This window comes from Pseudoalteromonas sp. S1608 (assembly GCF_005887265.1).
Classification (GTDB): Bacteria; Pseudomonadota; Gammaproteobacteria; order Enterobacterales; family Alteromonadaceae; genus Pseudoalteromonas; species Pseudoalteromonas undina.
Genome location: NZ_PNDK01000014.1, coordinates 160,307 through 172,365, shown reverse-complemented (window position 1 = coordinate 172,365; position 12,059 = coordinate 160,307). Strand labels below are relative to the sequence as shown.

The window sequence follows — 12,059 nt, the reverse complement described above, 5'->3', positions numbered from 1 at the left end:
TTTTTAATATAGATGCATAGTGTGTGTAAAAACTCCTTTGCAATAAATAGCATAAATGGCAAAATACTTTTGTTTATTTTGCAAATATAAATGAGTGAATTTATGCCTGTTCAAGCTAAAACTGAAGATCTAGAAATGTTTATTACCATTGTTGATTGTGGCAGTTTTTCCGGTGCGGCTAGTTTACTTGATTTAAATGTAGCTAAGGTTTCAAGAGCGCTATCTCGCCTCGAAAGCAGGCTAAACTGCACATTACTAAACAGAACAACTCGGCGCTTAGAACTTACCGAGGAAGGGCATATATATATAGAATATGCGCGTAAGGCTTTAAACACGCTGCTCTTCGGGGAAGAAACAATAAAGCTACTTAAGCAAGCATCTAGTGGGCACTTGCGTATAGATGCAGCAAGCCCTTTTGTTTTACATCAACTAGCGCCACTAGTTAATGAGTTTAAAAAACAATACCCGCAAATCACGCTCGATATTACCTCACACGACAATATTATTGATTTACTTGAGCGCAAAACAGATTTAGCTATTCGCATTGGAGACTTAAAAGATTCAAACCTGCACGCGCGAAAATTAGGCCAAAGTAAATTAAAACTGGTCGCAAGCGCTGATTATTTAAAAAATGCGCCACCGTTACAGCAGATTTCAGATCTTAAAAACCATAACCTAATTGGCTTCAGTGAGCCCAATACTCTTAATCAATGGCCCTTGAAGCATAAGCGATCACTGCACTTTGATTTAAGGGCTAGCAGCGGCGAAACCATTAGGCATTTATGTATTGCTGATCAAGGCATAGCACTTCTCTCACAATTTATGATTGCAGAAGATTTAGCCAAAAAACGATTAATAGAAGTTTTACCTCACAGCGTAAGTAGCCCAAATAATCGAGAATCTATTTATGGCGTTTATTACAAAAATGGGGCGGTTTCTTCCCGTATCGTTGCATTTTTAGATTTTATACAACCGCGACTAAGTTTATAAATCACTTTTAAATTGAGTTTAAAGAGCAACTTAATGAAATAATTTACATTATTGACGGTTTTAAGATTAAGCAGAGTATAAACACTGCAGTTGCATTATTTGGATGAGGTAGTATGGATTCTTTAACACAAGTCGCATTAGGCAGTGCCGTAGGCTACGCGGTACTAGGCAATAAAGTAGGTAGAAAAGCCGTTGCGTGGGGCGCTATTTTAGGCACTTTACCCGATCTAGATGTATTTTTACCCTATGGCGGCAGTGTAGAGGCATTTACCTATCATCGCGGTTTTAGCCATTCTTTATTTGTGCATTTATTAATAAGCCCGCTGATTGTGTGGCTAATATTAAAAATACACACAGGCATGCAGGCTTATAAAGCTCGTTGGTTTTGGTTAGTTTTTTTGTGCTTATCAACACATGCTTTATTAGATTCACTCACCGTTTATGGTACTCAGCTAATGTGGCCCTTAAGTGAATACCCTTTTGCGGTATCCAGCATGTTTATTATTGACCCCCTTTACACCTTACCGTTATTAATTGGTTTAGCTTTTACTTTATTACCTAAAATAAGCACAAGTAAAGCCTATAAAATCAATGCAATTACACTTAGCCTAAGCACAGCGTATTTATGCCTTGCCTTTGTGTTTAAACTCAATATTGACGACAAGGTAAAAACAGCACTGAACAATCGCGATATTGACGCAACCGGCTATATTAGTACGCCTGCCCCGCTCACTACTTTACTTTGGCGTGTAGTGGTGATGTCTGACGGTCACTACTACGAGGGTTATGCCTCCGTGTTTGACTCGCCCAGTGATGTAACCTTAAATGCCTACAATACAACACCGTCTTTAATTAAGCCTATTGACAACCAATGGGGCATACAAAGACTACAATGGTTTACAAAAGGGTTTTATTCTATTCGCCAGCAAACCGATAACGTGATTTTGTCAGATTTAAGAATGGGTATGGAATGCCAATACGTATTTAACTTTGTGGTAGGTGAACAAGCTGACTCGGGTATTAAAGTGGGTAGTTTTGAGCGACTCTCTCAGCGCCCTAGCTTTAGTAATGCTGGTAATATTTGGCAGCGAATTTGGCAACCTGAAGTCTCGCTGGCATCTCCATTGGCTAAAAATAACTGCTCGTTGCCATAATTAAGGGTTAAGCAAGCACTGCCTGTAAAAAGAGCCAAACAACATTGTTGCTTAATCACTCGATTAGCAACAATGAATTAAGAATGCATGTAAGTGGTGTTTTTGCCGTTTGCCTTAGCCTGATAAACAGCGTTATCAGCATGCTTAAACAGCTCAGTAAACGTGCTGTTACTATCACTCATACATGCACCTACACTGACTGTTAGCCCTTCACTGCCCACTTTAATTTCAGCAATTAATTGGTGTAGTCTTTGGCAAAATATTAAGGTATCTGCACTATGGGTGTCGGGCAGCATAATTAAAAACTCTTCCCCACCATAGCGTGCAACTAAATCAGTTTGTCTGCTTATTTTTTTAAGACATTGGCCTAGTTCTTTTAGCACCCTATCGCCCTCTAAATGACCATAGGTATCGTTGATCTGTTTAAAATCATCAATATCAATCACTAATAGTGCAACTGAGCGGTGTGTTCTTTTTGCTTGTTCGAGTAGTAAAACACTGCGGTAATCCATTTCACGCCTGTTTAATAGCGATGTTAGCTCATCGGTAGACGCTAAAGATTGCAAGCGCTCAGTTTGTGCTTCTAGCTTTTCCCGTGTTTTTATCAACTCATCGTAGAGTTTATCTCGCTGCGTAGCATTAAAAAAGCTCCAGTATATAAACCCCTTTTCGTCAAGCTGAGCATTAACGGTAACCGCCATTCGCTCCCCCTGAGCACTGAGCATAATTAACTGCATTTCTTGGCATTTTTTTTCGTGTATTAAGGTAGGAAGCACATAACTTTGTAAAAATATTTTTGAAGATTTAGTTAGGATTTTGTCAATATACTTGCCAATAAGTTCATTGCAATGCCAGTGTAGTTCCTTTTTAAAATAAGTATTTACATAAACAATTACGTTATCCGCATTGGTAACCAATGCGCCACTTAAAAAGTAATCAGCAGAGTAATCTGTAACTCTATTATCATCTAATTGATGCAGTGGCATTAAGGCTAACTCACAAAGTCAATAATCGAACGGCCGACTGTTTCTGGGTGAGTCATATGAATACAATGACCATGTGCGCTTATAACTTGGAGCGTAGCGTTAGGTATTTCATTTGCGACAAATTCGCCTACAGATGGCGCGGCTAAAGCATCATGTTCACTTTGTAAAACTAATGACGGCTGTTTTATATGTTTAAGCGTAGCGCGATAATCAGATAAAAAAGTGGCTTCTGCAAAGGTTTTTGCAATCAGTGGATCGGTTGAACAAAAGCTCCCCGATAACTCGGCTATAAATTCATCAGGGTGAGAACTACCTATAACTAAAGGTGCTAAATAATTGGCCCAGCCAATGTAATTTTTATCCATCAGGTTAAGTAGTTCATGCAAGTCTTGTTTTTCAAACCCGCCAAAATAATCAGGGGGTAAATTTAAAAAGCACGGTGAAGGACAAACCATAACAAGCTGAGTAAATAACTCTGGCTGCTCAATGGCGGCAAGTGCCCCAATTGTTGCGCTAACAGAGTGACCTATAAAAGTCACATCGCTTAAAGCAAGTGCGCCACATATCTCAAGTACATCTTTGGCATAGCCATCAAGGGTTGAATAACGCTTTTTGTTGTATTGAGAAATATCAGACTTACCAGAGCCTACATAATCAAACAGCACTAAAGTAAAATGTTGCTCAAGCACTGGAGTAACAAACCGCCACATATTTTGGTCACAACCAAATCCGTGAGCCAAAACCAAGGTTTTATCACCCTTGCCAATTATTTTGACGTTGTTTCTTTTGCGTATTTCATTTAAGTGCGGCATTAGAATGATCCTTTTCTTTGTTCACCCAATAAAAGTAGTATATTTATTAAACATAGTGAGGACTACTGTTTATATAAATAAGTTTAACTCATTGCAAAGCTTTATACATCAATTAGTTAGATGAAAAATCATCAAGAGAAAAAGTACATACTATTGTATTAAAAAGTGTGATTATTTATTTTGCTTAGGGATAAAAAAACACACTTTTGTTAACATTAAATTACATCCTTAGCAGCCGGCATCATCTTAAATAAAATGGCTATTACAACCAAACGGATTAGTTCTGGTGCTCGTACTGCCCACGATAAACTTCAAATACTTTTAATACGGTGTGTTGTTCTTTTGAAAGCGCGTCAAACCAATCGTCAAATAATTCATCATCTTCTTGTTCGCTTAATGCTAAATAATGAGCAAGTAATTCAATGATGTCGTTATGAGAACACCCTAACGAATCAACTTGTTTAGCCAATATACTGTGGTCACGCTCTCTGAGAGTATCCATGACTCCTTGGTCGATTTGGTCTTGTTGTGCCTGAGCGTCACTCATAAAACTACCTCTATTAACGTTATTAAATTCTTATTATTTTGTTCGCTGAGTCTAGTTATAGCAGCCTAAATACTAATAGCCAGTACTTTTGATCTAAGTGCTTATTTTTTGACTATTTTGTGCAAATACACAGCAATTACACTGCGTTTAAGGCTATTTAAAATGATTTGCAAAGGGAAAATAAATACGTTAAATTAAATGATATACTATCACATAACACTAAAGGCATTTTATGAAGCCCAATATTCACCCTGATTACCATGTGGTTGCTTTTCATGATACTGCAGCTGATTCTTACTTTATTATTGGTTCAACCATTAAAACCAATCGCACCATAGAAATTGAGGGTAAAACATATCCTTATGTTCCTATTGATGTCTCAAGTGACTCACATCCATTTTATACAGGCAAACAAAAAACGCTCGCTACTGATGGACGCGTTGCGCAATTTAATCGTCGGTTTAAAAACCTCTCTACTGCTAAAAAGGAAAGCAAATGAAAGTTTTAAGTTCATTAAAAAGTGCAAAACAACGACCAGGTTGTCAAATTGTAAAGCGCAAAGGGCGAGTATTCGTGATATGTAAAGATAACCCTAGATTTAAAGCTGTGCAGGGTATGAAGAGAAAATAGCAAGATAAAATAATGCCGAGTTTATACTCGGCATTATTATTAGGGTCTGTTTATTTAACTACAACAGAAAACTCAGGCACTGCTTGAATAACCTTTTTCACGGTACATGTATTTACCGCAGCAATCAGTGCTTTTTTATATTTAGCTGGGAAACCTTCTGGCAAGCTAATTTCGATTGAAAAAAGCTTCTTACCGTTTTCATCTACATTTTCATTATTTTGTGTCAGTGTCATCCCCTCGGTCGAGATCTCTCTTTGCTGACAAAATTTACGCGCATAAAAACCTGCACACAACACCATGCTTACTAAAAAATAGTCAAACGGCTCTGGATGTTCTGCATCACCACCAGCGTTTATGCTTTGGTCGCTTATAACTTCATGCTCACCAAACTTAGCACTTAATTTTTGACCATCTAACATTGAAACCGAAATTTCCATTACTAATCCTTATTTTCCAAACAATAATTCAAAAAAGCCTGGAGGCTCGTGTAATTCGTGATATTTTTTGCGCAAATTATCAATCGCCTTAAGTGGTTTTTTTGCCGACTCAAGCCCCTGCTCGTTCGCTACTTTTTTGGCTAACTGGGCTTGAATCAGCACCTTATCTAGCCCTTGCACCGACTTTTCAGCTTCTTTATAAAATTTGGCTTGCTTACTTTGCTCTATCAATTCAATAAACTCATCGATAGCGCCATTAAATTCTGCTAACTGGGTTGCTTCAACACTTTGTTTATAAGCAAGCCCAATGTTTTTCATGGTCTTTTCTAAGTCGCTCATTTCATTTGCGGCAACTGTTTGACTAAATATTAATACCATTAACAACAAAACTGCTTTCATTAATACATCCTAAAAAATAATTGTTGCATACATACTAAACTTACTGAGGTATTATATAGCATAACGCCTAGATGTCACACGGAGCACTTCCACAAGGATAAAATTGGGCTTTAAAAAGTTTACAGAGAAATGTATGTCCTTGTTTAAATTATACCGCCTGCTAACGTTTACCTGCCTTCTGTTGGGTAGTTATAGTGCTTATGCCCTAGAAGTCATATTTATTAACCCTGGTTTTTCTAACACGGAAAATGCACAGAACAACACAGGTAACTTTTGGTTTGATGTTTCTAAAATCATGCAAAATGCAGCCACTGATTTAGATGTTACATTAACGATAAAATACGCCAACCGAAATCATATTTTAATGAAAGAGCTTATTCAGCAGGCTATAAATGATAAGCCAGATTATCTGATTCTCGTAAACGAAAAAAATGTTACCAGTAAGTACCTCTCTAAAATAGACAGTAAACATGTCCCTATTTACTTTTTATTAAATCGCCCTTCGCCTGCGTCACTTGATATGTTACGTAAAAATGGCACTAACATAGTCGGTAGTATTACCCCAAATAATCGCGTTGCAGGTAAATCATTGATGCAGCAGCTTTATAAAAAGTTTACCAATAAAACAACAACTAGCGCACATATATTGGCGTTATTAGGCGACTATGCAACGCCTGCTTCTATTATGCGCACTCAAGGGTTAATGGATTTTTTAGCGCAAACGCCGCAAGTTACTTTAATCGCTAAAGAGGTTGCCAATTGGTCTAAACAAGAAGGGTTTACAAAAACTTTGGCGTATATGCATCAAGCTCCTGAAATTAACATTATTTGGTGTGCGAATGATGCCATTGCTTTTGGCGCAAAAAGGGCATTAAAACAGCTAAACATGCAATCTCAGGTTATTGTGGGCGGTATTAACTGGGAGGTTCCACCTAATAATGGTTCAGAGCTTGATGTATCTATAGGAGGTCATGTTTTGTTAGGTGCTTATGCTCTGGTTAATCTGTTCGACAACCATACGCAACCAAAACTTAGTCCTTTGCTTCATCGTTCAGTTGATATTTTTGACCCACTTACTGATGAAAACACTCCCTTATATAAGGCGATAAATACAACAGGTCTAGCAGAAATAAACTTTATACAGTTTAGTAAAACACGCGCTGATTGGCATAAATTCACAATAGAAAATCTACTTTTAGCGCTTGAGCAATAGCACTGTAAAGCCCCTTTACAGTGCGGTTACTTTATTTAAAACTCTGAATGTATATTGTCATTTTATTAATGCTATCTATGCCCTATTAGATAACCAAAGCGTTTGATAGGGTGCTAACTGCATGGTTTGTAGCGCGTCATCGAGTGTTGTTTTAGAAATTAGCTCAACCCATTGCTGAGTGTTTATTAAGTTTAAATCGGCTAAGGTTAAGCTTTGTGGCTGACTGCTAATATTATAAACACAAAAAATGCTTTGTTGGCGGTCTATACTTTGTCGCCAAAAACCAAATAACCCCTCGCCTAAGTGCAAAGTAAATTGTGTGGCATTAGGATGGAATGCTGCTTGCCTTTTACGCACAGCTAATAACTGTTTTATTCCCTTGAACACCTGATGATGATGGCTATATTTTTCTTCAATCGCCGCTAATAATTTTGATTCTTGCCAGCGATGGCGGTTAATTGCGCGATTATGCTGCGAATTTTCAAAACGTTCATAGTCATTAGTTGTGCCAAGTAAACTGTGAATATATATCCCCGGTATTCCTTCCACTGCAAACATAATGGAATGGGCACACAAGAAACGCTCAAGGCCATATTTATCTGCGCCGTTATGCGTCCCTTGTAGGGCATCAAATAAGGCAATATTTAGCTCGTAAGGTGTATGCGTGCCATCGTGACTTGTGCGCATTGAAACGCGCCCACCAAACTGCATAGTAGTACTTACTAATGAGGCAACCTCACTCGGTTGTAATAAGCCTTCAATTGGCCTCAAACCAATGCCATCATGAGAGGCTATAAAATTAAAATATGCGGTACCATTTTGTGCTGGCGGCATGCTCATCATCCAGTGCTTAAGCGCCGTACTATCACCGCTAAGTAAGGTATGCAATAACAACGGCGGCAAGGCAAAGTTATAAATTGCATGGGCTTCGTTGGCATTACCAAAGTACGATAGGTTTTCTTGATTAGGAATATTGGTTTCGGTAATAATCACCACACTGGGCTCGGCATGCTCAATCAGCGTTCGCAGTAAACGCACCACTTCATGAGTTTGTGGCAAGTTTATACAACTGGTATTAAGTTGCTTCCATAAAAAGGCCACAGCATCCAGACGAAATAAGCGAATACCGTTATCTAAATAGTGGCGAATAATGCTAACAAACTCTTTTAAAACCTCAGGGTTTTCAAAATTAAAATCCACTTGATCATGACTAAATGTACACCACACATGCTTATCACCGCTTGCTGTGGCGACCGTATGTAATAATGGCGAGGTTCGTGGGCGCACTACTTGGCTTAAATCATCAGTTAAACTGGCTGTTTTAAAGTAGTCTTTTCCTGGGTGAGTATCGGTTAAAAAGTTTTCAAACCAAAGGCTTCGGCTAGAACAATGATTAATCACTAAATCCGCCATTAACTTTACATCTTTTGCAATCGCGTTAATATCTTGCCAATCGCCCAGCGCTTCATTAACTTGCGCATAGTTCATTACCGCAAATCCTTCATCTGAGCTGTACGGATAAAAAGGTAAAATATGCAGTGCATTAAGCTGGTGATCGCACTGCTCTTTTATAAAGCGGTGCAAGGTTTTTAACGGCGCCTCTAGGGGAGTTCCAACTGCTAACTCACTGTCTTCATGATTTATAATAGAATCGCCATAGGCAATTAAAATAATATCTTGTTCATCCCAGCGATTAGTGTGCGGCGTGGGATCGCGAAGTGAGTTATTCCCCAATATCAAGGTGATTAATTCTTCAGCCAACTCAGCTACCGGCATAGGCAACTCAATCCCTTGATAAATAGTATGTAAGTGTTGTTCGACTCGTTGAAAAAACTGTTCCCTAACTATGTCCACAGGCGCCTCGTTTAAGTATACCAATTTAACTGTATTGTTCGTTATCAAGCTCAACGGCTTCTTTTAATCGATCTAGTACATCGGGCATCGCCGAGGCTACACGGTTCCAACTTGGCACAAATGGCGCTTCCATTGGGTTTTCTAAAAAGTGTTGGCCAGCATTCATAATATTTTGTGCAAACATTTCTACCGCTTTTTCTTCTTGGTGAATATCAAGTGTTAAACCATTCATTAACGCATCATTATGATAGGTTTCAATAAAGTCTAAACCAATGCGGTAATAAGTCGCTTTTAATGAACGTATGGTTTCGCTGGTAAAAGTAACTCCTTGCGTAGCTAACTTTCTAAATAGTGCTTTAGTGATATCAATCGACATTTTAGAAAGGCCAGCTGTTTGGTCGTCCAGCGATAATTCTTGGTGTTTATGATCGTAATTATCGGCAATATCAACTTGGCATAAGCGGTTATGGGAGTAATTACGGTACATCTCGCTTAATACGCCAATTTCTAATCCCCAGTCACTAGGAATACGAATATCGTTTAATACATCGCGTCTAAACGAAAATTCACCGGCTAATGGGTAACGAAACGAGTCCATATACTCAAGGTAGTCTCTGCTGCCTAATATGGTTTTAAACGAGCGTAATAACGGAGTAACCAGTAAACGCGATACTCGACCATTTATTTTTCCATTGGCAGTACGCGGGTAAAAGCCTTTACAAAATTCATAGTTAAATCGAGGATGCGCAACGGGATAAATTAATCGCGCTAATAAGCCTCGGTCATAAGTTAAAATATCGCAATCATGTAATGCTATTGACTCAACCTTAGCGGTAGCGAGTTTATAGCCCATGCAATACCACACATTACGGCCTTTACCGAGCTCACGTGGCGCCACACCTAAAGCTTGAAGCTCTTTATCGAGCGCCTGCAAACGTGGGCCATCGTTCCACAACACTTTATGGTTTTGATCAAGCGATTTAAAAAAGTTCAATGCATAGCGATACTGGCTTTCGTCGGCTCTGTCTAAGCCTATAGTTATTTGCGATAAATACGGTACTTGTTGCAGCTCTTTAACAATATTTTGTAAAGCAGGGCCTTTTAACTCACTAAATAATGAAGGCAATATAAGCCCCATTGGTCGCTGTTTACTAAAGCCAAGTAACTCTTTTTCTAAATCATCTACGGGTCTATTGGCAATGTTATGTAGTGTTGTAATAATGCCATTTTGGTAAAAATCAGCCATGTAAACTATACTCCTCAGAACTGGGTAAAATACTGTTAATACAAGGTAGTGCTGTAATTTCTTCAACCCAGCCTAGCGGTGCCGGCAATTGAGAATAGCGCGCTTTGTTATAGGTTAATTTAACTGGCTTTTTACTCTCTGGATTGGTAATGATGATGGCGATATCAGCCTCTTCTAGCATTTGCTTATCGTTTTCACTATCCCCTAGCGCAATAATGCTCAGCGCTTTAGTAAACTGCGCATTAAACTGCTGCACTAACCATTGCTGAGCCATGCTTTTATCGGTATTTTTTCCAATGTGAACAAAGCGCCCGCCTACTTTAACCTCGTAGCCATATACTGATATCGCATTGATAAATTCATTTAGTTGCTGCTCATCGCCATGCCAGTAGAGCGGATCTGAGTATTGACGGGTTTGTGCTTGCGTTGCTTGTAGCTGGTTTAATCCTGTCATTTTCATTACCTGCTCACTGGTAAGCTCACTAAACAAACTATATTGGTCGCCGTAGTCTTTTTTTAAGCGTTTTAAATCAGTCCATAAATTGCTAATGGGTGCAGCAAACGAGTAACACCAGTAGCCTTGGTATTCGCTGCAGCCAATTGGCCTGAGATTAAAATAATTTTTAGGAATATAAACAGCCGAGCCATTTTCAACAATGAAAGGCTGTGTAATATTAAGCGCTTGTTGCAGTGCCACTACTTCACTAAATGTTTTGCTGGTATTAAATACCACAGGTACACCGCTGTATTGCAGCTCTTGTAATAAGGTATCTACCGCATCGGTGTTGTAATCTCTGTGATTGAGTAATGTGCCATCTAAATCGGTAAAAATGATAGGTTGTACAATACTATCGCTTGTAAGCACCATCGCAGTTACATCTCGATTACTATCGAGCTCTATAAGTGCATTTGCTTTAGCACTAAGGGTGTTGAGGTTTTCACGCGTGATGCGTTCAAAATGAGAAATAAACCACAATAACTGCTCATCAGTCATAGTGCCTGCGCCCTGCCCTTGTTTGGCAATTAACTTGTGTTCTTGCTCTTGGCGCCACGCAAACACATCATCAAAACTCGGGGCTTTGAGCATAATTGTGTAATCGATTTTATCAAAAACGGTTTTATATTCATTGGCTAAACAGCTGTTAATACAGCGACGCCATAACCCTTGTTGATCGTATGATTTTTCTAGCTCGTTAATAGGCTCAACTAAAGTAAAAGGCTGCTGTGGTTCACTGGCTACACACCACCCTTCTAAAATAACAACATCGATCGGCTGACTATTAGTTAACCATTTGTTTTTTGCTACAGGTTCATCTTGTTGCTTATCAAAACGCGGCAGCGGTACATTTACTTCTGCATTTAATAAACGACTAATGGTGTTATCCATTAACGCAACATCGTGTGTACCCGGTACGCCTCGGGTGGCGAATAAACAATGCACATCTTGCGCTAACTGTTGGCGTTTTTGAGTTGATAAATAAAAGTCATCAATAGAAAGCGCAACACAGTTTAGGTGGGTATTTTGGCTAAACCAAGTTACTAAATAATCACCAAGTGTGGTTTTTCCTGAGCCTTGGCAGCCATTAATTGCGACAAATATAGGGGCTGTTTTTTTACTGGTTAGAATGTCCTGCGCAATAGCAGAAAAATACTGCTCGCTAATATACTGATATTTCAACGGCAGTTGGTGTTTTACTAAAAAAGCATTTATATCCACACTCTTGATCTCCATGTAACAATCCCTGAGTCAACTATAGGGTATGACTAAGGAAATGCAGTTACTAGACCAAT

13 protein-coding genes are annotated in these 12,059 nt (G+C 38.8%); 5 read left to right on the top strand and 8 right to left on the bottom strand.

The genetic code is table 11. The annotated features are described in order from the left end of the window. Positions 1–102 precede the first annotated feature (102 nt). Both CWB75_RS07030 and CWB75_RS07025 read left to right on the top strand, forming a co-directional pair. Positions 103–990 (top strand): LysR family transcriptional regulator, encoded by an 888-nt coding sequence (locus tag CWB75_RS07030; protein ID WP_171039102.1) that lies wholly within the window; start codon positions 103–105, stop codon positions 988–990. A gap of 113 nt (positions 991–1,103) precedes the next feature. Beyond that, positions 1,104–2,144, top strand: coding sequence for a metal-dependent hydrolase (locus CWB75_RS07025; protein ID WP_075170242.1), 1,041 nt, complete (start codon positions 1,104–1,106; stop codon positions 2,142–2,144). Between the two features lie 77 nt (positions 2,145–2,221). On the opposite strand, the gene CWB75_RS07020 is transcribed toward CWB75_RS07025, so the two are convergent. The 3 genes from CWB75_RS07020 to CWB75_RS07010 form a co-directional block, all read right to left on the bottom strand. Continuing rightward, positions 2,222–3,130, bottom strand: a complete 909-nt coding sequence (locus CWB75_RS07020; RefSeq protein ID WP_010388976.1) for a GGDEF domain-containing protein — start codon at positions 3,128–3,130, stop codon at positions 2,222–2,224. A 5-nt stretch (positions 3,131–3,135) separates the two neighbouring features. Continuing rightward, positions 3,136–3,942, bottom strand: coding sequence for an alpha/beta fold hydrolase (locus CWB75_RS07015; protein WP_138570243.1), 807 nt, complete (start codon positions 3,940–3,942; stop codon positions 3,136–3,138). Positions 3,943–4,219: 277 nt separating this feature from the next. Further along, on the bottom strand, positions 4,220–4,489 hold the full coding sequence (locus CWB75_RS07010) for a hypothetical protein (protein ID WP_010388978.1): 270 nt from the start codon (positions 4,487–4,489) through the stop codon (positions 4,220–4,222). A gap of 232 nt (positions 4,490–4,721) precedes the next feature. On the opposite strand from CWB75_RS07010, the gene CWB75_RS07005 reads away from it, so the two are divergent. Together CWB75_RS07005 and ykgO are read left to right on the top strand one after the other, a co-directional pair. Further along, positions 4,722–4,988, top strand: a complete 267-nt coding sequence (locus tag CWB75_RS07005; protein WP_008463845.1) for a type B 50S ribosomal protein L31 — start codon at positions 4,722–4,724, stop codon at positions 4,986–4,988. Continuing rightward, entirely contained in the window at positions 4,985–5,119 is a 135-nt protein-coding gene (gene ykgO / locus CWB75_RS07000) for a type B 50S ribosomal protein L36 (protein ID WP_138570242.1), read from the top strand. The genes CWB75_RS07005 and ykgO overlap by 4 nt, the downstream gene beginning before the upstream one ends. Positions 5,120–5,169: 50 nt before the next feature. On the opposite strand, the gene CWB75_RS06995 is transcribed toward ykgO, so the two are convergent. Both CWB75_RS06995 and CWB75_RS06990 read right to left on the bottom strand, forming a co-directional pair. Then, on the bottom strand, positions 5,170–5,556 hold the full coding sequence (locus tag CWB75_RS06995) for an OsmC family protein (RefSeq protein ID WP_138570241.1): 387 nt from the start codon (positions 5,554–5,556) through the stop codon (positions 5,170–5,172). A gap of 9 nt (positions 5,557–5,565) precedes the next feature. Beyond that, positions 5,566–5,955, bottom strand: coding sequence for a cytochrome b562 (locus tag CWB75_RS06990; RefSeq protein WP_138570240.1), 390 nt, complete (start codon positions 5,953–5,955; stop codon positions 5,566–5,568). Between the two features lie 133 nt (positions 5,956–6,088). Between CWB75_RS06990 and CWB75_RS06985 the strand changes: the two genes are divergently transcribed. Continuing rightward, entirely contained in the window at positions 6,089–7,168 is a 1,080-nt protein-coding gene (locus CWB75_RS06985; RefSeq protein WP_138570239.1) for an ABC transporter substrate-binding protein, read from the top strand. A 75-nt stretch (positions 7,169–7,243) separates the two neighbouring features. Here the strand turns inward: CWB75_RS06985 and CWB75_RS06980 are convergent, their stop codons facing one another. The 3 genes from CWB75_RS06980 to CWB75_RS06970 are packed head-to-tail and all read right to left on the bottom strand — an operon-like array spanning position 7,244 to position 12,000. After that, positions 7,244–9,022: an alpha-amylase family glycosyl hydrolase gene (locus CWB75_RS06980; RefSeq protein WP_138570238.1), complete on the bottom strand. Its 1,779-nt coding sequence runs from the start codon at positions 9,020–9,022 to the stop codon at positions 7,244–7,246. Between the two features lie 25 nt (positions 9,023–9,047). Further along, a complete protein-coding gene (locus tag CWB75_RS06975; protein ID WP_138570237.1) occupies positions 9,048–10,268 on the bottom strand; it encodes a glycosyltransferase family protein in 1,221 nt (406 codons plus the stop codon). Beyond that, the gene (locus CWB75_RS06970; RefSeq protein WP_138570236.1) at positions 10,261–12,000 is read right to left on the bottom strand and encodes an HAD-IIB family hydrolase; all 1,740 of its coding nucleotides are present in this window, start codon (positions 11,998–12,000) and stop codon (positions 10,261–10,263) included. Before CWB75_RS06970 ends, CWB75_RS06975 begins: the two co-directional genes overlap by 8 nt. Positions 12,001–12,059: the final 59 nt, after the last annotated feature.